This window comes from Janibacter hoylei PVAS-1 (genome assembly GCF_004025845.1).
Classification (GTDB): domain Bacteria; phylum Actinomycetota; class Actinomycetes; order Actinomycetales; family Dermatophilaceae; genus Janibacter; species Janibacter hoylei.
The window spans coordinates 361,704-382,271 of sequence record NZ_PIPF01000001.1 but is presented as its reverse complement, the minus strand read 5'-3'; the positions used below and the strand labels follow the sequence as shown (position 1 = coordinate 382,271).

Sequence of the window (20,568 nt, the reverse complement as noted above, 5' to 3'; positions counted from 1 at the left end):
CTCCCTCGCGGTGGACCGACAGGTGTCGGCCTACTCGATCGTCGAGAGTCGCTTCAGGGCCAGCTCGGGGTAGAGGTACTGCGACACGCGTGGGACCCAGCCCAGGTTCTCCAACGCGATGGCGACGTTCTCGCGCATCAACCACAAAAAGTGTTCGTTGGCTGCTTGATCCGGATGCACGAACTGGACCAGTGCCCCGACCTTGACGTGTTCCGCCAGTTCGAGACCCGCCGCTTCGGCGACCAACCGCGCGAGTTTCCCGTACTGGACGTTGACCGCGCTGAAGGACTCAAAGCCGACGGCTCGCGCCATGGTGCTGGCCGAGGCTGCACGACCGGGTTGGGCATGGTGGAACCTGAGCAACTCCAGCTGCTTCGGGGTGATCTTGTCCTTGACCTCGGTGAAGGCGGACGCGTAGTCGTCGACGGATGGAAGAGCGATCAGGTCCTCGGTCATGGTCGTGAGTGTTTCAGCATCGACAATGAGGGTCCAGAGTCCGTGATGACATGAGCCGCTAGAACCGCCTGAACCATCGCTAAGGAACACGCTCCGCCAGACCACGCCCGGGACTTGACCCACACTCAGCTAGGCCGCCGTCTGGTCACTCCATCCGAGCTGACCGACGCCGCCGACGACCCATGCGCTACACCCGCAAGGTTCGCTTGGTCTCGACGGTGTTCCCTGTTCCGAGCTGGGCCGTCATGTAGACGCCGGAGACCTTCTCCCGCAACACATCCCGCGAACTGGCGGCGAGCGTCGCAGCGTGATCGGCGATGGTGTACCAGCTGGCGTTCGTCCCAGCCTCGAGCCTGTGCGGAAGGTCTGGCCCGTGGAGCTCGGCGATCGGGACGAACCTCATGACACCGCCTCGCGGGGCGAGGCTGACCCCCTCGACGAAGAGTGGTGCCCGGCCGTGGTTCGTGACCTGGATACCGACGACGGCGATTCCCTCGAACCCTTGGCGATGAAGGATCTTCAGGTCGTAGCCGGATCCGTCCTTTCGGACCGGGCCGACGAAGGCACCGGCACCGTGGAGCATGCCGTGCATCAGAACGGCTCTTGCGCGCCCTGCGGACAGGAGCCACTGCGCCACCTGCCACCCCAGCGACGCTCCGGCAATGACCAGCGACAGCGTCGAGATCAGCAGGGCGACATCTCCAGTATCCACGTCGTCACATTAGGTGGACCCACTGACAGGCCGACTGTGTCGTGCCGCTTGCGGAGACTGGCTGAGGTGCGAGGAGCACGCGGGCAGTCGGCGCTCGATCAGTCCTTCAATGCACACCACCTGCGTCATGTGGGTATGACGAGTGCTGCAGCAGACGACTGGTGCCCGTACACCTGGGACAGCCACAACATCAACTGCAGGAACCTGTCGGGCGACATTCGAGCTGCCGTCGTCGCACTCGTGCCCGCGGCCGACGAGGGCATCTACGTCGAGCTGCGTGCGCGGGTCGAGGACGGGCACCACCTGCGCGAGCCGGAGCTCGTGCTGGCGTGGCAGGACGACGAGCAGGAGCACCTGCACCACGTCGCGCTCAAGCCGCGCGGTCCCCAGTGGTACATGCTCTCCCAGCTGCGCGACGACCTGCTCGAGGACTGGCTCGGGCCGCGGTGAAGGTCTACTCGCTTGCCCCGATTCGAAGCCTGAAGGTGGAACGTCCCAGACCGGCGACGCAATATGCTCTACCCACCCCGCTGAGTCCGAGGTGGGCCACAGATCGGAGGACCTATGGGCCTTTTTGATGCCTTCCGCCCGAAGAGTTGGGAAGAGGAGGACGCATACGACGGTGACACGCCTCCGTGTCCGCAGTGCGGGACGCCGCTTACCAAGAAGTACACCTACTCGGAGATGTACTGCGGCAGTTGTCAGTACGGGCTCGAGTCGGATGAGGAGGACGACAGCGACGAAACCTTGAGCGTGTACGAAGCCGCGAGCATCTGGGCGTCCAATGGCAAGGACGAGGACTACGCCTTCGGATACTCCGAGGACGAGTTGGAGAAGGCCCTGCGTGACTGAGGCCCTAGCGGCTTTGAGCTCTGACCCCTACGGAAGTCTCCCGGGAGTGATGGGCAGCGCAGCCCTGCGCTTGGAGCCCCCGACAAGTCTGGCCAAACCGTCCGCGGTTGCCCATGAATGAAGCGTTTCTGTCGAAGGTCGGTCTGGTTGCCCTACGCCAGGCCGAGGTCGACGAGTGGCTCGTACAGGTGCTCGTCGCGCTTCTCCACCCGCTGCCGCCCTCCCGCGTCCAGGTGGTGGTCGGCGGCAGTTCCCTGGTCCAGAAGGCCAAGCTCATCCGCGAACTCGCGACCGAGAGCGGCCTGACGAAGGAGTTCGAGTTCGCACCGGGGCGCACGATCCGGGCATGCCTCGGCGATGTCGAGAAGTGGACTTCAGAGCGTGACCGGGTAGTTCACTCCTACTACGGAGAGCATGACGGCGACTCAGTGCGGCGATTCAGGAGTCGTGACCCGAAGCCCGTCACTGTCACCACGGAGGATCTCGAGGCAGTTATCGATGCGTTCGATGACTGCATCGAGGACCTTAGAACTCTGGTCGACGTGCTCCACCGAATAGTCGAGGGCGATGCCGAAACCGACCGCTGGGAGAAGGCTCGTCAGGCGGTGCACGAGTTGATGATCGCCGGGCACGCTGTCGAGCGAGACTTGATGGGCCCGATCCAGGATGCCGTTGCGAGCCGCGCGCTGCTGCGGGTCCGCATCCGTGGTGTCCGTCGCGAGATCGTGGAAGTGGACGACTCCAGCCTCAAGGAGGACGAGTTCATCGCCGTCATCGACCCCGCTCGGTGGTACGCCGAAATCATCTCGCACACGGGTGAAACCCGGACGTTCGGAGACACGGGCTGGCGCGATGTCACCGGCCTCGCGCGGCAGGAAGGTGACGCTACGGTCGTGAGTGCCAGCGTTCGGCGGATCGGCGACACGGTGCTGGCATCGGTCGAGGGCGGTGAGCTCGCCACAGGTCCGTGGCCTGATCAGGTCCATCGGCTCGCGGAGCGAGCTTTCGGGCCAACTCCTGGTGACGGGCCCCGGATCCCGGCGTGGTTCTCGAGCCTTGAAGGGTTCCGGCCGCCGGGTAGCGGCGAGGCGGGGGGCTAACGCGTCCATCACAAGTCACGCGCAGTGGCTGGCTCGATCCTGATCCCCTCGTACCGACCCGCGTCGGCCTTCGAAGACGCGCCGGCACCGATCCTGTCGATGGTGATCGTCAGCCCGACCATGTCGCCCAGCGCCCGCAGCACGTGCTTCTTCGTCGCGACGTCGGCACTGCCCCAGGCCGCGCCGGCACCTGTGCCGGTGAACCACCGCAGGCCGTCGTCGGCCGGCTGCGCTGCGCGCAGCCGCGCCTGCTCCGACTCGAGCTGCGGCCGCAGTCGAGCCGTGCCGCGCTCGAGCTGTTCAACTCAGAAGATGTACGGCCCGACGACGATACCGACCGCGACCACCGCGGCGAGCACCAGCAGCCACGTCCCTGCCGCGCTTCCCCCGGGCCATCCCCTGTACATCAGCAGGGAGCCTAGAGCCGAACCGTGATGCCCGCAGGTCGAGAGCGCGGAGATAGCCTGCACACCGTGCACAACGGAGCCGACCTGAGCGTCCTGGCACCCGTGTGGGTGGAGGCTCTGCGGCGTGAGGGCTTGACCTCACCGGTGCACGTGGCGCTGTGGCTGGACGAGCACCGAGCCCCTCCGCTCCAGAAGCATGTCGGCATGGTTCTGCGCCGGATGCGGGGCAAGGTCCGCATCGTCGACTTGGCTGCCGAGCTGGGTGTGGCACACAGCCAGGTCCAGGGACTGCTCCACAGCACGGCCATGCGTCTGATCGTGCCGCACCTGGACGATGTCGCAGCGTGGGCGCGGGCCCGTGCCGGCGGCATAGGTGACGAGTCGATCGCTGAACTGGCCAGGACTTCGCCAGAGGTGATCAGGCTCGCCCTGGACGGTTGGCCGGGGCATGACCCGTCTGCGAGCGATGCACAGGTCATCGAGGCCTATACCCAGTGGATCGGCGGCGCGCCGCTGGCGGAAGTCGCTGCCATCATCGGGACCACACCGAGACGGCTAGGGCGAGAGCTGGATGAGGGGAAGAGCTCACTGCCGAGACGCCTTCAGTCACTGGACCTGGCCGAACGGTTCGGGTGGAACAAGGCGACGGTGACGCGTCATCGTCGGGCGGGCCTTCTACCGAGCCCGGACGGGCGAGATGGCCTGTCCTACTGGTGGTGGGTCGCGACCATCGAGCAGTGGGAATCGGGTCGCGGAGGACTTCACTCATGTCCCTCTTGCCGGGCGCAGTACCTCACTGAGACGGGTCTCCGCGGGCACATCACGCGTGAGCACTGATCTTTCGGGCTGTGCTCATGTCTTGCATGGGCGTGGGCCGCGTCCTGTCGACTGCGAACTACCAGCCGTTCTCGTGTCCGACCCCGCCCCTGGTAGGGCGGATGCGATCCGCTTCGTCGGCGGATTCGGCTTCTCGAGTGGGTGACAACTTCTGCCGGGTCACGACCTTCCTCAGCCGCCCGGCGCTGGGACATCACTCGGATTGCCTCACGCAGGAATATCGACCGGTCCCCGTCGAAGCGAGACGCCAGACGGTCCAGCTCGACAAGGTCGCCCTGTTCGATGTCGATCTCCACGATCTCGAGGGCGCTCATAGTTTCGACGGTAGCGTCCAGCGAGCGTCGCCGACTAGACCCGGATCAGACCTTCTCCAGGAATCGGCCCTGTGGTCGCTGGGACTCGAACAAGTGCGCGACTACTCGACGAGGCGCGACCGGTAAGCAACGTCCGTCTGCGACGGGGCCCTGACAGGAGTCCTCGACGGTCAGGTCGGAGTGGCCCAAGGGCGGGGATTGATAGATAAGTTGGTGACATGTCTGCTCCCATCGGCCTGATCTTCGAACTCCCTGGTACACAGACGACGTTCATTCCTTGGGGGCAGGCCACTTACGCGTTGTTCGGGAAGAACGGCGTCGGTAAGAGCCGGACGTTGGCCGCAGTGAATCACCTCTTTAACGGCGGGGCCCAGCACGAGCCCCGACCGACCAGGGATGCGGATCTGTACCGCTCGACGTGCTCCCTCATCGTCGAAGCGCGCCTCCCTGAGCGGCCGTCCACGGCCGAAAGCGCCGACCTCGCCCAAGAGAGCGGGTGGGAGTCGGACACCTTCTACGGTTTCCTGAGCGACTACTTGCTGCACATCGTCCCGAACATTGGCGACTTCTCGAATAGCCAGGTCAGGGGTGCCTACGAGCAGTACATCGACAGTGAAGTGCAGGCGTGGAGCATGCCTTGGATGGGCAAGCCGTGGAACGAAGACCCAAGCCTCTGGCGCTCGGTCCTCGAGCAGCGCTACTTCGAGATCACCCGTGACGAACTCGACCGGGTCGTGGTCCGTCCCTGCTACCTCGAGTCGCGGGAGCACCCCGACTTGAACGCGTACATGGCCACGCTGAGGGACCGTCCGAAGGCGTCAGGTTTGGAGTCGCACCCCTTCGATATCGAGTGGCTCTCGACGCTGGAAGGGGAGCAGATCTGGTTCGCGTCCATCGGCATCGGAAGCAAATGGCACCGGCCAGACAACATCAGTCCAGGTTATGAAACGGGGTACAGGTGCGTGGATCTCCGCTCCGAGCCGGAGCCGGACGTCATGACCGTCGGCAATCACCTGGCACAACTACTGAAAGAAGGTGCTGACCTCGAAGCCTGGGCCAACGAACTCAGCCAAGAGGCCACCAAGCACCTGCGACGAGCATTGCCGACCTCAGTTGGACTACAGCTGCAGGTACCCGATCACGCGGACCTGCTTCGCGGGAAGAAGGTCGAGTGGATGGCGGCAGTCCCAGGAGAGCGCTTGATGGGGAAGCCGAGCCTCCTCCCTTTCAGGCAGTTGAGCACAGCCGAGGCCACTTGGGCCAGTCTGGCCATCGAACGAGCAACGGCAGATATGACCGACGGCTCCTCAGGCCGCCTACTTATCATCGACGAACCGGAGCAAGGGCTCCACCGGTCCGCGGAGCGGCAGGCCCTGAGTTGGCTCGCGGAACTGGGCCAGGCCGAGAGCACGTGGGTCTGGTGTGCGACACACAGCCCGGCGCTGCTGAGTGACGAGCGCGTCGCACCAGTCGCGGTTCGTGAGGAGTTCTACGCTCGAGGCGGCGGCGTGAGCAGGTTCTCGGGCATGAAACTTCTCGGCTCGGCCGAACGCGGCGAGCTGCAGGAGCTCGGGCTCACCACGACTGACCTGTTGTCCACCCGGCGCGGGTTCCTGCTCGTCGAAGGGGCCCACGACGAGACAGTGCTCACCGAGGTGATCGGTAAGGAGCTGGCCGATCTGAGCATCGAGATCCTCGCGCTCCGGGGTGCCAGCAATCTGCCGGGGGCGATCGAAGCTCGCACGCTCTTCGACTTCACCGACGCGCTCTTGCTGGCCCTCTTGGACGGCATTCCCGCCGAAGGCCTGTCTGCTGCGTGGGCCGAAGCGCGCAAGCACGTCGATGCCCCCGAGACGGCCCGCCGAGTGTTGTTTGAGGGGATCGATTGGCCAAATAACACTGAGTCCGAATGGATGCAGGAGTGGCTAATGCGTTCGATCACACGTGGCCGTGGCCGTCATGCTCGGATCGAGCCGCTCGGCGTGTCCAAGGCAGACATCATCGAGTACTTGCCCGTCCAGTCCTTCGTGCCCAGCGCTGCGTCCTGGGAAGATCTGCGGGTCGAGCACGCTGAGCGACGAGCGGCAGCCAAGCGCGTTCCCAAGGACTTCAAGCGGTGGCTGACCATGACCTACGGCGCTGACTTCGAGCCGACGACGATTCGAGAAGCCTGCCAGCGCCTGGACCACATCCCGAACGACTTCATCAACGTACTTCGGCAGAGCGCCAACGCCCTGCACACCTACGAGAGCAACCTGCCAGGCTGAGCCTGGCAAGCAGGACGCCTCAGCTCCGATCTTGCATGCAGCCGACTTCCGCATCGGTCCGGGGGAAGGCGGTTCTATCCCCTCACACCTGAAGAGCCGGTTAATCCCCCTGTGTGCCGACGGGACTGGTGGTGCCTAGAAGAGGGATCGTGATTGCTCACGGGATAACAACTGCACCGGGGTTATGTCGGCGGCGCAACGGCAACGGGCCCTGACCCCGGTTCATGGACACGCTGAATCCAGCATTTGCTGGGGAAGCGAGATGATCGATCCATGGCCAGGAAGAACTACTCCGAAGAGTTTCGTCGTCAAGCCGTCGACTTGTACGAGTCCACCCCGGGGGCCACGGTCCGCGGTATCGCCGAGGATCTGGGAATCGTGCGCGGCACGCTGCGGCAGTGGCTCGAGGTGTACGGGACCGGCAGGAAGACCGCTGATGACGGGACGTTGACCTCGAGCCCGTCGCAAGCCGATCACCCCGCGAGTGTTGCGCCGGTCGGCGAGACACCGCAGCAACGGATCGTTCGGCTTGAGGCTGATAACGCGGCGCTACGGGCCGAGAGGACCAAGCTGACGACCGAGCGGGAGATCCTCCAACGGGCGGCCAAGTATTTCGCCGGGGAGACGCGCTGGTGAGTCGCTTCCAGTTCGTCGCCGACAACTCCACCACCTACCCGGTGAAGCGACTGTGTCAGCTGCTCGAGGTCGAGCGGTCTTCGTACTACGCATGGAGGGCAGGAGCACCCGCCCGGGCGCAGCGGGCCGCTGATGATGCTGAGCTCGAGGCGCGGATCCGAGTCGTCCATGAGGTCGACAACACCGTCGGCGCGCCGCGGATCACGGCCGAGCTCAACGACGGCGTTTCCGAGAGCGAGCGGGTCAACCACAAGCGCGTCGCACGAGTGATGCGTGCCGCGAACATCGCCGGCTACGTCAAGAAACGTCGCGTGCGCACCACGATCCCCGAGCCCTCGGGGCAGAAGTACCCGGATCTTCTCAAGCGCGACTTCACCGCTGAGGGCATCAACCGCCGCTACGTCGACGACATCACGTACCTGCCGATCGCTGACGGCAGCAACCTGTACCTGGCCACTGTCATCGACTGCTACTCACGACGACTGGCCGGGTGGGCCGTCGCTAACCACATGCGCACCGAGTTGGTCGAGGACGCTCTCAAGGCCGCCGCCGCGACCCGGGGCAGCCTCAAGGGCGCGGTCTTCCACAGCGACCACGGGTCGGTCTACTGCTCCAAGGACTACGCCAAGCTCTGCAAGAAGCTCGGCGTGACCCAGTCCATGGGCGCGGTAGGCACCTCCGCCGACAACGCCCTCGCCGAGTCCTTCAACGCCACCATGAAGCGCGAGGTCCTCCAGGACGCCGCGTGTTGGAGCGACGAGCTCGCCTGCCGACGGCAGGTCTTCAAGTGGGCGGCCCGCTACAACACGAAGCGACGTCACTCCTGGTGCCGCTACACCTCACCGCTGACCTTCGAGACCAGCTCCACCGTTACGCTGCAACCTGCCGCGTAATCACACCCCGTGTCCATGAACCGGGGGTAAGGTCCGAGCCATGGGCTCTCGAGTACCGGTGAGAAGATCGAGGAAGGCTCCCAACTCACGTCCCTCGCAATCCAGCATCGAGTTGTCGAGATACCAATCCGTCCAGGACGGGATGATCTTCTTCGGTGGGTACGTGCCATCCAGGGTCGTGGACCGGAACGCTACTTGTCCGCTCGCACTGTCAACGATGCCGATCTTGCGCCACTGGTTGCGCCGGTAGGGGTCCTGCGTCACGACGAACTCCACGTCTTGGCTCCAACGGTCCTCGGGTAGGCAGATCTGCGTCCAGATCCTGCTGCGCATGTCCGGTGTCATGGATGTCGAGAAGAGCACCTCGGGTCGGACTGTGGGTGCGGGGTCGCTGGAAAGGCGGTGCTGGTCGTTCAACTCGTGGAGCATGCTCAGGGCGACCGAAGTGCTCATGCCCCAGGGCTCACCGCGGTGCATGTAGAACCGGCGGTTGCTCCCCCCAGGGGACAGCCTGGTCCGCCAGGAGAAGGTCATCCAGGATTCGGTGGAGGTGTGTCGGGAGTGGCCGACCAGCGACACCTCGATGCCGTTGGTATCCACTCGATCGGCCCTGAAGACAGGCTCGCCGTACGCCACAACAATCACTCACCTTTCGAGCACGAGGGTAGAGGCAGACGTCATTTTGGAGGCGGTAGGTCGAGAGTCCGGGTATGGCGACGGCTGCTGCTGGGGTGAGTGGATCTTCGGCGAGGTGTTCTTGGCCAGCGATGCGTACACGGATCTGCTGGCTGCCTTTCGCTGCGAGGGTGACGACGCGCGAATCACGCGCTATCGAACTGTCGTGTGCCGGCGGCCGCTATCAGTCACCGTGGACGCGGTCCGCCCGTCGTTCCTTGGCGTTGATCAGCCTGAGGATCCACTCATCGCTCTTGCGTCCCTCGGCCTTGTCGAGCGCGCGAATGATCTTGGCTGCGGCGACCTGTTCGCGCGTGACCTTGATGCTCATGAGCGACCTCCCATCTGGTCCTTGTGAGTATCGTCCGGCGCGATGGCTTGGACAAGGCCCAGTCCCACGAATCAGCTGCGGAGCCGAGGCATCGCGGCGACCTCGCGCATTGCCTGCATCGTCCTCGGTCAGTTCTGGCTAGAACAGGGTCGTCCCGATGACGACGGCCAGGGTGCCAATCACGAGGACTGCGAGCACCCACAACGGCAGACCGGTTCCCCCCGGTGGTTTATCCATGAACGACACCGTATGGCGGGTAGTCCGGGTCCGCATGTCGAGAGCCAACTGACCAGCTAGCGTGCCCCTCGAGAGCGATCTGAGCGGCTCGTGCGCGCGCGTCGGCGACGTCTCGGCTCGGCATGGGGGTGATGCCAGAGGGGTAGCGCGCCATGTGGGTGACACTAGTGCGAGGCTGGCTTGTCGCTGTCGGCTGGGGCGGGGCCCGGAGGCGAGGCAGCGGCGGCGATGGTGCAGCGTCGTAGGCGTACTTAGTAGTTGACAGGGCTCTACTTGTAGTAGAGCATTAGGGGCATGACAGTCAGTGAAGACGCGAAACTCGGTAAAATTCATCGACTCAACCAGGTCTTCACCCCTTCAACACCGATCAGCAAGCGGAAGGCTTTTGCTGGGCGTTTCGAGCAAATTATGCAAATTACTGGCGCTGTGGCTCAGCCTGGACGGCATATCGTTCTTTATGGAGAACGGGGGGTCGGCAAGACGTCTCTGGCCAATATTCTGTCTGAGTTGCTTGTGCCTACCAGCAGCAGTTTTCGTGAATACGCTGTGAGAGTGAACTGTGGCGTGGACGACACATTCAAGACTGTTTGGACGCGCATCTTCTCAGAAGTTGGATTAACTGTTCCTGACGCATGGGCGTATGGGAAGCCGTCTCCGGACGAGATCAGACAGCATTTGGCCAAGGTTGATCCGCCCATGGTCATCGTGATTGATGAGTATGATCGTTTGGATGATGGCGACGCCCTCTCGTTGATGGCGGACACGATCAAGGCCCTGTCAGATCGCGCGATCCCCACCAAGCTTGTTTTGGTCGGCGTGTCTGACTCTATTGAGCAGTTGATTGGTGAGCATGAGTCAGTGCGGCGAGCGCTCGAGGAGGTGGCGATGCCGCGCATGGTACAACGCGAGATCGCAGAGTTAATCATCGAGGGCTTCCGTGAAGCAGACATGACAGTGGACAACGCTGCGCTTGGCCGGATCGTCAAGCTCGCAGAGGGTCTTCCAACATACGCTCATGCACTGTCCCTGGGCGCCGGCACGTTGACGGTTCAGGAGGACTTGGACCATGTCTCGCTCCACCATGTGGAGCGCGCTGCAAAGAACTACGTAGAGGGCACCCACTCCGCACGTTCTGCCTACATGGCAGCCACACAGTCCCCGCGTCCCGAGAGTCTTTTCGCTCAGGTATTGGCGGCATGCGCCCTCGCCGAGAAGGATGAACTGGGTTACTTCACAGCTGCCTCGGTCAAGGAGCCGTTGTCGCGAATTATGGGTCGCCCCTATGATATCCCGGCATTCTCGCGGCACCTTTCTGAGTTCCTGAGCGATGGGCGAGGCGAGGTTCTACAGCGCAAAGGAGAGCCTCGAAAATTCAGATATCGCTTCCGAGATCCTCTTATGCAGCCGTTTGCCATCATGGCCGCCCTAGCCCAAAACCTAATCCCTGACGGATATCAGGGGGACCTCTTCAAATACGATTCGGCTACCGACTGGAATCAACTTATTGAGTAGCGATCCTCGCCAAGAACCTCCCAGAGTGAAGGCCCCTCCCGTCTCGGGAGGGGCCTTCACGTTCCCCGCTGTGCGGGCCGCCCACCCCTGAGCACGACGAAGAGCGCCCCCTTCGCCGTGATGGGCGAAGGGGGCGCAGTCGCATGCGAGGTGGAGGGAAGGTCAGGCAGTGTCGTCGGTGACGGGCACGACTTGGGCTGGGCTGGGGTCGACCGGGTCGGACACGGGCGCGGTCTGGGTGCGCTGCCAGAAGCCGAGGAGCACGGGCACGAGGGCCATGAGGGCGCCCTGCTGCCCAACGGAGAGGTCCAGCCCGTAGTACGCCGCGAGAGAGATCGACGCCTTGGCCAGACCGACGATGGCGCCGAGGGCGGTGTCGCGGGTGGTCCACGCGGTGTAGACGCCGGCGAGCGCGGAGACGACCGCCATGATGAGGACGGCCGACTCGGCGCTCACGCCGAGCGTGAAGACGACGAGGAGGGCGAGCAGTGCCTCGACGAGGCCGACCCACGCGGCCGGCTCGCGGCCGAGAATGGTCAGGGCGCGAGGGGTGGCGTGCTTGGCCATGGGTTCAGGCTCCGATCGTGTCGAGGATGCGCAGGGCGGCCCACGCGAGGATGAGGCAGCCGGAAAGGAAGAGGCCGAGTGCGCGGGCGAGGGCAGCGTCGCGGTCGCGGCTGTGGAGGGCGTCGGTCTGGGTGAGGATGAGCGCGCGGGGGGTCACTGTCGCTCGATCTCGTCGGCGAGGGCGGCCAACTCCTCGCGGGTGCGAGTGATGCCGGCGGCAGCGTCGGCGGACAGGCGCAGGGAGTTCTGCAGGATGCCGCCGAGGGTCATGGTCGGGTTCTTCCGGTCGCCCCACCCGATGGCCTTGGCGGTGCCGGGGGAGAGGGTGACCTTGTCGGTCAGCTGCGCGCCCGCGTGCTCGCGGACGATCTTGCGGAGGTCGTCAAGGGAAGCCATGTCGTACTCGTCTCTCTTCGGGGTGGATGCTGCAGGGGTGGTGCTCTTGACGGGCATCCCGGCCTTGACCCACGCGATGAGGTGGGGGCCGGGGCACGCGGTCGCGTAGTCGTAGCCGTGCCAGCGCTTGTAGAGGGTGCGGCCGGTCTTCTTGCACGCCTCGTCGTAGAGGGCACGCACGGAGGCGAGCGCGGCGTCGGTGGGCTTCTGGTCGCCGCCGATGGCGACGTACACGCCGAGGCCGTCAGTGTTGTGCGGCGGGGAGTGGGCGCCGATGTTGTCCCAGCCGCGGCCCTCGTAGATGGTGCCGGCCTGGTCAACCATGAAGTGGTAGCCGACACCGTTGTTCCAGCCGTTGGCGAGGTGGATCGCCTCGATGTTGCGCGGCACCCAGACGCCGACGCCGGTCGGGGGCGCGAAGGCCCTCACCGAGGCTTCGCAGCTGTGGGGCAAGGCGTGGAGCGGCAACCGCATGGCCGCCGTCGCCGTGCAGGAGGCGCTCACCACGAGCGGCCGCCACCTTGCGCTTCGCAGCTCGGGGTCGAAGTAGCGGTCCATGTCAGATCGCCTCCGCGTGACCGGCGGGTCGTACTCGCGCTCCTGGCGGGCCTGCGGCGGGCCGGAGATGGTGACGACCTTCCGGTCTCCGGGCTGGTCGAACTTGAGGGCGGGGCCGGACAACGACGATGGGATCGTTGCTCCTGCATCGCCCTATGTGCCGCAGCATGGCGGTGGCGGGAACACTTTCACCCCCCGAGAAAGGCTCAAGGCCTGACACCACGGCTGTCACCGCTGGCTGCCAGCATCTCGAGCATGCATCTGCCTCACCCGTGGCGTGACCTCCGCGCTCTCGCGCACGTCGTCGTGCACCACGTCGACCTTCGCCCCGGAGTGTGGGGTGCCAGCGACGGTGAGGCGCGAATCTGGCTCGACCGCCGGCTCGGTCAGGTCGAGCGTCGCTGCACCCTCGCGCACGAGCTTGAGCACCTGCGCCGCGGCGACCACGGATGCCAGGACGACGCCACGGAGGCGGCGGTCGCGGCCGCGGCAGCCCGGTATCTCCTCCCGGACCCGCATCATGTCGCGGACGCGCTCGTGTGGGCCCGTGGTGACCTTGAGGCCGCTGCCGACGAGTTGTGGGTCGACGAGCCCACCCTGCGCGCGAGGCTCGACGCCAGGCACCTGCACCCGGCGGAACGGGCCGTGATCGTCGCCAGGATCAACGCCCTGGAGGTGGGGGCGTGAGCGAGCTCGAGGAGCAGCTGCTCGAGGTGTGGCGGCGGTGGCCGCACGACCAGCAGCGTGGGCGGCGGGTCGCGGCGTACAAGGTGCTCGGGCTGACTGAGGTGCGGGCGCTGCAGATCGTGAACGGGCTCTTGACCGACCCGGCCGCGTGGGGCCACGATCCGGTGACCGTCGCGCGGCTGCGGCGGCTTCGGGACTCGAGGGTGAGGCGGGCAGGATGAAGCGTGTTGGGGGAGTGGTCGCGATCGCAACCGCGGGGGTGGCGGTCCTAGCCGGCTGTGGGGGCGACGGGGGCTCGACGGATGCGGTTGCTGCGTCGACGGAACTGGGGAGCGTGGGCACCGTCTCGGAACTGAAGGACGCTGCCATCGCAGCCGGGTACGCATGCCCATCTTGGGTCCAGGACAACGTCGTCAAGCTCGCGGCAGAGTCCGGACGGTGCTCGGACTCGGACGTGTTCACGACGTACCTCTCCGAGTCTTCACGGGACGAGTCGGTCCAGATTCACAAAGCGATGGCCAAAGAGACACGCGAGATGTTCGCAGACGACGAGGACGCAGACCCGGCGCTCACGGACGAGGAAGTGCTCCTCGTCGGCCCGAACTGGATCATCAACTCTGACGACGCCGCGAGCCTGCAGGCGGACCTTGGAGGGCAGGTCGTCAGGTACTAGTTGGCCCGGGCGTTCACGTTCAGTCGGACCGGGATCGCGTGGCGGTCGCTGTAGCGGACGGAGGTCCTTCTCGCTACGACATGAGAACGGGGCACCCCGTGATGGGGTGCCCCGCCTGGCTTGTTGCCCCGCTAGGGAGACACCCAAACCGCCGTGTGCGTGGGAGACCTACTGTCTCCTGTCATCGGCTGTGAGCCTTGCGCTCTGGCCGAACACCGAGTTGTGAGCCCGAAGCTCTGACCCGATGTACTGGCAACGATAGCCCTCTGTATGGGATTCCCGGAAGTGGGGTGCGTCACCTTCTTGCCTTGGTCTTCATGGTCTGAATGTTCAGTCGTCGCAGGCGGGCGTCCTCGAGGGTCGTTGCTCCGAAGGCGAGCGCAAGCTGGTTGATGATGCGGAGCTTCTCAGGCTTCTCGGTGCTCCGCATGCGCTGTGCGCGGATCGCGCCGGCGCAGAGGTCGGCGGCCTGGAGCAGGTCAGATGACTTCGAGTTGAGTGAGGTTGCGAGCACGATCGGACGCTGATCCAGCCGGTGGTTGAGTCGCCGCTTGATGAGGTCGCCGAGGTTCACCTGCGGTGGGGTCGTGATCCGGTCCACGAAGACACAGCCGAGCTCGTTGCGGTTGATGTTCCCGACGACCAGTTGCGTCACGACCTCGGAGTACGCGTCCCAGACCGTATTGCCGTGGAAGGGGTTCGCGTTCGAGTCGACGACGGTTCCGACGATCCGCACGTCGCTCTCTTCGAGTGCGTCGACGAGGTCACGGAAGATCGGGAGCGTCTTCGAACTGAGACGGCCGAACTTGAACTCGTCCTGGTAGCCGTGTCGATCGCGGACCACCTGGATGCGCCGCTCGACGTCGTCCGGCCGTCGGGTCTTGATGCCCGCGACGACGTAGCACTTGGCGGCGGTGGCCTTCGCTCCGCTTTCGTCGAGCCAGAACGAGGCGGTCAGGCGTGGGTCGGACTGCACGTCGCCGATCATAGGTCGCCCCACCGACGGACTTGGTGAGCCTGTGGATAGCCGGGGCATCAGACCCAGTCGATCTGAACGGTGCCGGGGTCGAGGCGGCGGGCGCCGCGGCCGGGGGAGTGCAGGCGCACTGTCGCCAGGGACGCGAGGATCGCGCGCTGGCCGTCGACGGGGGTCTCCCGCCACCCAGTCTCGAGGTCGTCGTGCTCGAGGAGGGCTGCGACCGCCGGGCGCCGCGAGAGGCTGGTGAGCTCGGCGGTGACCTGCTCGAGGTCGCCGCGCAGGCGCGTGGAGACGCGGCGCAGCTGCAGTTCGTCGACGTCGCCGGCGGCGTAGGCGTCGGCGATGCCGTCCAGGCGAGCGCGGATCGTGGTCTCGTCGGCTCGCAGGGACGCGACGAGCGCCGGGTCGGCAGGGTCGAGCAGATCCTCGACCGGCGCGCGGGAGAGGCGCTCGAGCAGCGCGTCGCTGACGTACTCCTCGATGGGGTCCGCGGCCCGGGACAGGTGCCGCTTCGTGGAGCAGTAGTAGTAGCGCGCCCGGCCCTTCGAGCGGGTCGAGTAGACGCGCGTCGGGTCGGCGCACAGGCCGCACGTGGCGACGCCGACGAGGAGCGCTGACGTCTCCTTCGGGCGGGCGCCGTGCCGGGCGGGGTCGGCCAAGGCCGCGACGACGGCGCGGTGGTCGTCGACGGTGATGATCGCCGGCCATGCCCCGTCACCGATGACGGTGCCGTCGTGGACCAGGAGCGCGGCGTAGCGGGGCGAGGAGAGCATGCGGCGCGCCTCGGTGGGCTTCCATGCGTTGCCGGCCGTGGTGGTGACTCCGGCTGCGTTGAGGTCGCGCACGAACGCGCCGACGGTGTGCCCGGCGAGGAGCGCGGCGACACCCTTGCGGATCCACGCGGCCTCGTCCTCGATGATCGCTGTGCCGTCGCTGGTGTAGCCGAAGGCCCTGCGGCCGACGTGCTGGATGCCGGCGGCGCGGCGCTGCTCGTTCGCGGCTCGCTGGCGGGCGCTCTTTCGTTCGACCTCGGCCCGGGCCACGGCACCCTTGATGCGCGCGAACATCCTGCCGTTGTCCGTTGCGAGGTCGACGTCGCCACCGACCGAGGCGAGCGCGATGGACTTGCGGTCGGCGAGGTCGATGAAGTGCTCGATCTCGATGGGGCGGCGGGTGAGGCGGTCGAGGTCCCAGACGACGACGGCGTCGATGATCCCGTGCTCGAGGTCGGTGAGCATCTGCTCGTACTGGGGGCGGGGCTTGCCGCTGTAGGCGGAGACGTCGTTGTCCTCGTAGACGCGGTGGACGCGCCAGCCGTGCTGGGCGGCGCGCTGGGTGCATGCGTCGCGCTGTCGGGTGACGCCGAGTCTCTGTCCAGTCGGGTCGCTGGAGATGCGGACGTACACCCCCGCCACTCGTTCGTACATGTGTTCGATCATCTCGCACCCCTCGGACATGTCAAGGTTGGTGGGAATCACCCTGAAGATCCCCATGCGCGACGTCGTGTCGATGCAGTGCCGCCAGTCCAACCTCGAGGGCCTGGGCGAGGTGCCGCTGCGGCGTCTGGTCAAGGAGGCCCTGCGGATGCGGCCGTCGCGGATCATCGTCGGCGAGGTCCGCCAGGCCGAGAGCCTCGACCTGCTCATCGCGCTCAACTCCGGTCTGCCGGGCATGTGCACGATCCACGCCAACTCGGCCCGCGAGGCCGTGACGAAGATGTGCACGCTGCCCCTCCTCGCCGGTGAAAACGTCGGGTCGCGCTTCGTCGTCCCCACCGTCGCCGGGTCGATCGACCTCGTCGTCCACGCCGCCCTCGAGTCCGACGGGGTGCGCCGCGTGCGCGAGATCGTCGCGCTGCCGGGGCGGATCGAGAACGACGTCGTCGAGACGAGCGACATCTTCACCACCCGTGACGGGCGGCTCGTCCGGGCTGACGGCTACCCGCCCCACCGTGACCGCTTCGCCCGCGCCGGCTACGACGTGGCGGCGCTGCTCGGAGCCCGACCGTGACCGGCGTGCTCGTGGGTGCGCTCCTGGGCACCGGACTCTTCCTCGTCTGGTGGTCGATGTGGCCGGACGAGGGCGAAGGGAGGTCCCCCCGCCGCGAGTCCCGGCTCGTGCGCCGCCTGCGCGACGACCTGGCGCAGGCCGGGTACCGGGGGATCGGTCCCGGAGGGCTCCTCGGTGCGTGCGGCGTGGCCTTCGTGCTCACCCTCGTGACGATCACGGCGCTCACCGCGGTGCCGGCGATCGCGCTGTGCTTCGCGGTGATGGCCGGGTGGGTCCCGCTGGCCGTCGTGCGGATGCGCGCCCGCGCCCGCAGGGCCCACCTGAGGGACCTGTGGCCCGATGCGGTCGACAACGTGACCTCCGCCGTCCGTGCCGGCCTCGCGCTGCCCGAGGCGCTCGCTCAGCTGTCGGTGCGCGGCCCGGAGGAGCTGCGGCCTCCCTTCGCCGAGTTCGCCAGCGACTACCGCACGACGGGTCGCTTCAACGACTGCTTGGACCGGCTCAAGGAGCGGCTGGCCGACCCCGTCGGCGACCGGCTCGTCGAGTCGCTGCGGATCGCACGGGAGGTCGGCGGCTCCGACCTCGGCTCGCTGCTGCGCACGCTGTCGACCTTCCTGCGAGAGGACGCGCGCACCCGCAGCGAGCTCGAGACCCGCCAGTCGTGGACCGTCAACGCCGCGCGACTGGCCGTGGCCGCACCGTGGATCGTCCTCGCCCTGCTGTCGACTCGGCCCGAGTCCGTGCAGGCCTACAACACGACGACGGGGGTGCTCGTCCTCGCCGTCGGGGCCGCCGCGACCGTCATCGCCTACCGGGTCATGGTGCGCATCGGGCGCCTGCCCGAGGAGGAGCGGGTGCTGCGATGACCGACCTCCTCCACGACATCGGGCTGGCGCGCAGCGGTGCCGTCCTCGGTCTGCTGCTGGCCCTCGGCCTTGCCCTCGTGCACCAGGGCCTGCCGCGCCACCGTCGGGCGACCCTCGACGACCGGCTCGCTCCCTACCTGCGCGACACCCCGAAACCCTCCCGGCTCCTCGAGACCGACGAGGTGTCGCTGCTCGCCGTCATCCCGACCGTCCTGCGCCCCCTCGTCACGGACCTGGCCCAGCGGGTCGAGTCCGTGCTCGGCGGGACGAGCTCGGTGCGTCGCCGACTGCTCCGAGCCGGGCGGGCACCGGACACGGACCGCTTCCGCGCCGAGCAGGTCGTCCACGGGTTCGGCGGGGCCGCCCTCGGCGCCGTCCTCGGCACCGCCTTCGTCACCGGCCAGGGCCGGTCACCGCTCTTCCTCGTCGCCCTCGTCGTCCTGGGCTTCGGCATCGGCGTCGTCGTGCGCGACACACTCCTCAGCCGAGAGGCCGACCGGCGCGAGGCCCGGATGCTCGCCGAGTTCCCCACGGTCGCCGAGCTGCTCGCGCTCGCGGTGGGCGCCGGTGAAGGGGCAGCCGGAGCCCTCGAGCGCGTGGTCCGGCTGTCCGACGGCGAGCTCTCCGACGAGCTCGGTCGCTGTCTCGCCGACGCCCGCGCGGGCGCCAGCCTGCCTGTGGCGCTCCAGGGCCTGGCCGACCGCACCGGCCTGACCTCGCTCGCGCGCTTCGTCGACGGGATCGTCGTCGCCGTCGAGCGCGGGACCCCGCTGGCCGAGGTCCTGCGCGCACAGGCACAGGACGTCCGCGAGGAGGGGCGCCGCCAGATCATGGAGGCCGGCGGCAAGAAGGAGATCGCCATGATGGTCCCGGTGGTCTTCGGTGTCCTCCCGGTGACGATCCTCTTCGCGATGTTCCCCGGCCTCGGCTTCTTCCAGTTCCAGATGTGACCAGACCGCACCACGCCACCAAGGAGATCCACTCATGAGCGACCCACTTATCAAGGCCCACGTCCGGCTCCACCAGGGGCTGCGCCGCGCAGCGGCCCGGCTCGACGACGAGACCGGTGACGTGCCCGGCTGGGTGCTCATCACCCTGATGACCGCCGCCCTCGTCACCGGCATCTGGGCCATCGCCGGGGACCAGCTGAAGACCATGTTCGAAAATGCGCTCAACGGGGTCACCGGCCCCGACCAGGTCCACGAGTGAGCGTCACCGAGCGTCTGGGCGACGACCGCGGTTCGGCGGTCGTCGACTTCACCCTGACCTCGGTGCTCCTGCTCTTCGTCTTCCTCGCCGTCTTCCAGCTCGGCCTGGCGCTCCACGTGCGCAACACCCTCGTCTCGTGCGCCGCCGAGGGTGCTCGCTACGGAGCCCGGGAGGGGTCCTCACCCGAGCAGGGCGCCGCCCGTGCCCGCGACCTCATCGGCAGTGCGCTGTCCGAGCGCTATGCCCGCGGGGTCACCGCCCGGGTCGACATGACGAGTGACGGGGTGGAGGTCGTCGTCGTCGATGTCGTCGCCCCGGTGCCCGTCGTCGGCCCCCTCGGCCCGGGGGAGGGTCTCGACGTCACCGGTCGAGCCTTCCTCGAGACCCAGTGACCCGCCCGGCCCTGCGCGACCGGCTGGCCGACGAGTCGGGGACTGCCGTCATCGAGTTCGTCTGGCTGGCGATCCTGCTCCTCGTGCCCCTCATGTACCTCGTGCTGTGTCTCGCCCGCCTCCAGGCTGGCTCCTACGCCGTCACCCAGGCGGCCCGCGAGTCCGCGCGCACCTTCGTCACCGCGACCGACGACGCCGCTGCGCAGTCGCGCTCGCGGGCGGCAGCCGACATCGCCTTCGAGGACCAGGGCTTCCCGGGATCGGGCGACCTCACCGTCGAGTGCAGCGGGTCGCCCTGCCTGACCCCGGGCGCGACCATCACGACCCGCGCGTCGGTGAGCGTCCCCCTGCCGCTCGTCCCCGCCGTCGTCGGCGACGTCGTGCCGCTGCAGATCCCCGTCTCCGCGACGCAGGTCGCGCCCGTGCCGACCTACGAGGTGCGATGAGCTCCCTTCGTCAGGTCCTGCGGGGCCGCTGCCGCGACGACAGCGGCCAGCTGAGCATCCTCGTCCTCGGGCTGACCGTCATCGCGATGACGCTGATCATCGGCGGGCTCGCGGTGACGTCGGTGCAGATCTCGCGGATGCGGCTGCTCGACGCAGCCGACTCCGCCGCACTGGGGGCGACCGACGACGGGGCCGAGCGGATCTACGACGACGGGATCACCACCGACCTGCCGCTCGACGACGAGATCGTCCGCAGGAGCGCGCAGGACCACCTCGACCAACGCCCTCGGCCGCACGGCATCGAGAGCTGGTCGGTCGCCTCCGGCACCGGCAGCCCGGACGGGCGCACGGCCGTCGTGCGGCTGGAAGGACAGGCGGACCTACCGCTCATCGGCGGGCTGCTCGAGGAGCTCGGCGGCTCGGTGAAGATCACCGTCGAGTCCCGGGCGCGGGCGGGGGTGGTTGGGGGTTGAAGCGGTAGCCCTGCCGGCAGCGCTCAGTCAGGCCTGCCAGCTTCCTGGACTACTGCTTCAACGCACAACCTTCAGCCCGGTCA

At 66.9% G+C, this 20,568-nt stretch carries 25 protein-coding genes and 1 pseudogene; 16 read left to right on the top strand and 10 right to left on the bottom strand.

The window, feature by feature from the left end; genetic code table 11:
- Window positions 1–30: 30 nt before the first annotated feature.
- Together CWN80_RS02005 and CWN80_RS02000 are read right to left on the bottom strand one after the other, a co-directional pair.
- Window positions 31–456, bottom strand: a complete 426-nt coding sequence (locus CWN80_RS02005) for a hypothetical protein (RefSeq protein WP_007925001.1) — start codon at window positions 454–456, stop codon at window positions 31–33.
- A gap of 187 nt (window positions 457–643) precedes the next feature.
- The gene (locus CWN80_RS02000) at window positions 644–1,168 is read right to left on the bottom strand and encodes a hypothetical protein (protein WP_007924993.1); all 525 of its coding nucleotides are present in this window, start codon (window positions 1,166–1,168) and stop codon (window positions 644–646) included.
- 135 nt (window positions 1,169–1,303) lie between these two features.
- Here CWN80_RS02000 and CWN80_RS01995 point away from each other — a divergent pair, with 135 nt between their 5' ends.
- Together CWN80_RS01995 and CWN80_RS01985 are read left to right on the top strand one after the other, a co-directional pair.
- Window positions 1,304–1,618 (top strand): hypothetical protein, encoded by a 315-nt coding sequence (locus CWN80_RS01995; RefSeq protein WP_007924990.1) that lies wholly within the window; start codon window positions 1,304–1,306, stop codon window positions 1,616–1,618.
- Between the two features lie 515 nt (window positions 1,619–2,133).
- Window positions 2,134–3,120 (top strand): hypothetical protein, encoded by a 987-nt coding sequence (locus tag CWN80_RS01985; protein WP_007924982.1) that lies wholly within the window; start codon window positions 2,134–2,136, stop codon window positions 3,118–3,120.
- Between the two features lie 8 nt (window positions 3,121–3,128).
- Here CWN80_RS01985 and CWN80_RS15920 read toward each other — a convergent pair whose 3' ends face one another.
- Window positions 3,129–3,263, bottom strand: a complete 135-nt coding sequence (locus tag CWN80_RS15920; protein WP_272948426.1) for a hypothetical protein — start codon at window positions 3,261–3,263, stop codon at window positions 3,129–3,131.
- Between the two features lie 330 nt (window positions 3,264–3,593).
- Between CWN80_RS15920 and CWN80_RS01980 the strand changes: the two genes are divergently transcribed.
- From CWN80_RS01980 to CWN80_RS01970, 3 genes are all read left to right on the top strand, one after another.
- Window positions 3,594–4,364, top strand: coding sequence for a hypothetical protein (locus CWN80_RS01980; protein WP_040880655.1), 771 nt, complete (start codon window positions 3,594–3,596; stop codon window positions 4,362–4,364).
- Window positions 4,365–4,896: 532 nt separating this feature from the next.
- A complete protein-coding gene (locus tag CWN80_RS01975) occupies window positions 4,897–6,945 on the top strand; it encodes an AAA family ATPase (RefSeq protein ID WP_128276781.1) in 2,049 nt (682 codons plus the stop codon).
- Window positions 6,946–7,218: 273 nt separating this feature from the next.
- Window positions 7,219–8,474, top strand: a protein-coding gene (locus tag CWN80_RS01970; protein WP_420319490.1) for an IS3 family transposase whose coding sequence is annotated in 2 segments (ribosomal slippage) — window positions 7,219–7,561 and window positions 7,561–8,474 — 1,257 coding nt in all. Because the reading frame shifts where the segments join, the coding sequence is not laid out codon by codon here.
- Here CWN80_RS01970 and CWN80_RS01965 read toward each other — a convergent pair.
- Window positions 8,475–9,110, bottom strand: a complete 636-nt coding sequence (locus CWN80_RS01965; protein WP_007924976.1) for a hypothetical protein — start codon at window positions 9,108–9,110, stop codon at window positions 8,475–8,477. It lies immediately after the preceding gene.
- Window positions 9,111–9,333: 223 nt separating this feature from the next.
- Window positions 9,334–9,480, bottom strand: coding sequence for a hypothetical protein (locus tag CWN80_RS15285; protein WP_156811718.1), 147 nt, complete (start codon window positions 9,478–9,480; stop codon window positions 9,334–9,336).
- A gap of 531 nt (window positions 9,481–10,011) precedes the next feature.
- On the opposite strand from CWN80_RS15285, the gene CWN80_RS01960 reads away from it, so the two are divergent.
- The gene (locus CWN80_RS01960; RefSeq protein WP_083853609.1) at window positions 10,012–11,229 is read left to right on the top strand and encodes an AAA family ATPase; all 1,218 of its coding nucleotides are present in this window, start codon (window positions 10,012–10,014) and stop codon (window positions 11,227–11,229) included.
- 162 nt (window positions 11,230–11,391) lie between these two features.
- On the opposite strand, the gene CWN80_RS01955 is transcribed toward CWN80_RS01960, so the two are convergent.
- The 3 genes from CWN80_RS01955 to CWN80_RS01950 are packed head-to-tail and all read right to left on the bottom strand — an operon-like array spanning window position 11,392 to window position 12,873.
- Complete coding sequence (locus tag CWN80_RS01955; RefSeq protein WP_007924973.1) at window positions 11,392–11,796, bottom strand: hypothetical protein; 405 nt, start codon at window positions 11,794–11,796, stop codon at window positions 11,392–11,394.
- 4 nt (window positions 11,797–11,800) lie between these two features.
- Window positions 11,801–11,953: a hypothetical protein gene (locus CWN80_RS15280; protein ID WP_157986894.1), complete on the bottom strand. Its 153-nt coding sequence runs from the start codon at window positions 11,951–11,953 to the stop codon at window positions 11,801–11,803.
- A complete protein-coding gene (locus CWN80_RS01950; protein WP_007924971.1) occupies window positions 11,950–12,873 on the bottom strand; it encodes an N-acetylmuramoyl-L-alanine amidase in 924 nt (307 codons plus the stop codon). The genes CWN80_RS15280 and CWN80_RS01950 overlap by 4 nt, the downstream gene beginning before the upstream one ends.
- A gap of 132 nt (window positions 12,874–13,005) precedes the next feature.
- On the opposite strand from CWN80_RS01950, the gene CWN80_RS01945 reads away from it, so the two are divergent.
- The 3 genes from CWN80_RS01945 to CWN80_RS01935 are packed head-to-tail and all read left to right on the top strand — an operon-like array spanning window position 13,006 to window position 14,110.
- Window positions 13,006–13,437: an ImmA/IrrE family metallo-endopeptidase gene (locus tag CWN80_RS01945; RefSeq protein WP_128276779.1), complete on the top strand. Its 432-nt coding sequence runs from the start codon at window positions 13,006–13,008 to the stop codon at window positions 13,435–13,437.
- Window positions 13,434–13,658 (top strand): DUF3263 domain-containing protein, encoded by a 225-nt coding sequence (locus tag CWN80_RS01940; RefSeq protein WP_007924969.1) that lies wholly within the window; start codon window positions 13,434–13,436, stop codon window positions 13,656–13,658. The genes CWN80_RS01945 and CWN80_RS01940 overlap by 4 nt, the downstream gene beginning before the upstream one ends.
- Before the next feature lie 14 nt (window positions 13,659–13,672).
- Window positions 13,673–14,110 carry a hypothetical protein gene (locus tag CWN80_RS01935; RefSeq protein WP_007924968.1) on the top strand — a complete coding sequence of 146 codons (438 nt, stop codon included), beginning with the start codon at window positions 13,673–13,675 and terminating at the stop codon, window positions 14,108–14,110.
- Window positions 14,111–14,405: 295 nt separating this feature from the next.
- Here CWN80_RS01935 and CWN80_RS15275 read toward each other — a convergent pair whose 3' ends face one another.
- Window positions 14,406–15,086: a DUF3800 domain-containing protein gene (locus CWN80_RS15275; protein ID WP_157986893.1), complete on the bottom strand. Its 681-nt coding sequence runs from the start codon at window positions 15,084–15,086 to the stop codon at window positions 14,406–14,408.
- 59 nt (window positions 15,087–15,145) lie between these two features.
- A complete protein-coding gene (locus CWN80_RS01925) occupies window positions 15,146–16,516 on the bottom strand; it encodes a recombinase family protein (protein ID WP_169330615.1) in 1,371 nt (456 codons plus the stop codon).
- Between the two features lie 52 nt (window positions 16,517–16,568).
- Here CWN80_RS01925 and CWN80_RS01920 point away from each other — a divergent pair.
- The 7 genes and pseudogenes from CWN80_RS01920 to CWN80_RS01890 all read left to right on the top strand — a co-directional run.
- A pseudogene (locus tag CWN80_RS01920) lies at window positions 16,569–17,099 on the top strand (ATPase, T2SS/T4P/T4SS family); the annotation flags it as partial.
- Window positions 17,096–17,965, top strand: coding sequence for a type II secretion system F family protein (locus tag CWN80_RS01915; RefSeq protein WP_128276777.1), 870 nt, complete (start codon window positions 17,096–17,098; stop codon window positions 17,963–17,965). The pseudogene CWN80_RS01920 and the gene CWN80_RS01915, both read left to right, overlap by 4 nt.
- The gene (locus tag CWN80_RS01910) at window positions 17,962–18,915 is read left to right on the top strand and encodes a type II secretion system F family protein (RefSeq protein WP_007928457.1); all 954 of its coding nucleotides are present in this window, start codon (window positions 17,962–17,964) and stop codon (window positions 18,913–18,915) included. The genes CWN80_RS01915 and CWN80_RS01910 overlap by 4 nt, the downstream gene beginning before the upstream one ends.
- Before the next feature lie 34 nt (window positions 18,916–18,949).
- Window positions 18,950–19,174: a hypothetical protein gene (locus tag CWN80_RS01905; RefSeq protein ID WP_007928455.1), complete on the top strand. Its 225-nt coding sequence runs from the start codon at window positions 18,950–18,952 to the stop codon at window positions 19,172–19,174.
- Entirely contained in the window at window positions 19,171–19,566 is a 396-nt protein-coding gene (locus CWN80_RS01900; protein WP_007928453.1) for a TadE/TadG family type IV pilus assembly protein, read from the top strand. The genes CWN80_RS01905 and CWN80_RS01900 overlap by 4 nt, the downstream gene beginning before the upstream one ends.
- Window positions 19,563–20,012, top strand: coding sequence for a TadE/TadG family type IV pilus assembly protein (locus CWN80_RS01895; protein WP_007928452.1), 450 nt, complete (start codon window positions 19,563–19,565; stop codon window positions 20,010–20,012). The genes CWN80_RS01900 and CWN80_RS01895 overlap by 4 nt, the downstream gene beginning before the upstream one ends.
- Window positions 20,009–20,485, top strand: coding sequence for a pilus assembly protein TadG-related protein (locus CWN80_RS01890; RefSeq protein ID WP_007928451.1), 477 nt, complete (start codon window positions 20,009–20,011; stop codon window positions 20,483–20,485). The genes CWN80_RS01895 and CWN80_RS01890 overlap by 4 nt, the downstream gene beginning before the upstream one ends.
- The last annotated feature ends 83 nt before the right edge of the window (window positions 20,486–20,568 follow it).

Bases quoted from the DNA above. Each gene is read 5' to 3' on its own strand.
- CWN80_RS02005 (WP_007925001.1), bottom strand. From the start codon at position 456: ATGACCGAGGACCTGATCGCTCTTCCATCCGTCGACGACTACGCGTCC.
- CWN80_RS01995 (WP_007924990.1), top strand. From the start codon at position 1,304: ATGACGAGTGCTGCAGCAGACGACTGGTGCCCGTACACCTGGGACAGC.
- CWN80_RS01985 (WP_007924982.1), top strand. From the start codon at position 2,134: ATGAATGAAGCGTTTCTGTCGAAGGTCGGTCTGGTTGCCCTACGCCAG.
- CWN80_RS01975 (WP_128276781.1), top strand. From the start codon at position 4,897: ATGTCTGCTCCCATCGGCCTGATCTTCGAACTCCCTGGTACACAGACG.
- CWN80_RS15285 (WP_156811718.1), bottom strand. From the start codon at position 9,480: ATGAGCATCAAGGTCACGCGCGAACAGGTCGCCGCAGCCAAGATCATT.
- CWN80_RS01960 (WP_083853609.1), top strand. From the start codon at position 10,012: ATGACAGTCAGTGAAGACGCGAAACTCGGTAAAATTCATCGACTCAAC.
- CWN80_RS01955 (WP_007924973.1), bottom strand. From the start codon at position 11,796: ATGGCCAAGCACGCCACCCCTCGCGCCCTGACCATTCTCGGCCGCGAG.
- CWN80_RS01945 (WP_128276779.1), top strand. From the start codon at position 13,006: ATGCATCTGCCTCACCCGTGGCGTGACCTCCGCGCTCTCGCGCACGTC.
- CWN80_RS01925 (WP_169330615.1), bottom strand. From the start codon at position 16,516: ATGTACGAACGAGTGGCGGGGGTGTACGTCCGCATCTCCAGCGACCCG.
- CWN80_RS01910 (WP_007928457.1), top strand. From the start codon at position 17,962: ATGACCGACCTCCTCCACGACATCGGGCTGGCGCGCAGCGGTGCCGTC.
- CWN80_RS01905 (WP_007928455.1), top strand. From the start codon at position 18,950: ATGAGCGACCCACTTATCAAGGCCCACGTCCGGCTCCACCAGGGGCTG.
- CWN80_RS01890 (WP_007928451.1), top strand. From the start codon at position 20,009: ATGAGCTCCCTTCGTCAGGTCCTGCGGGGCCGCTGCCGCGACGACAGC.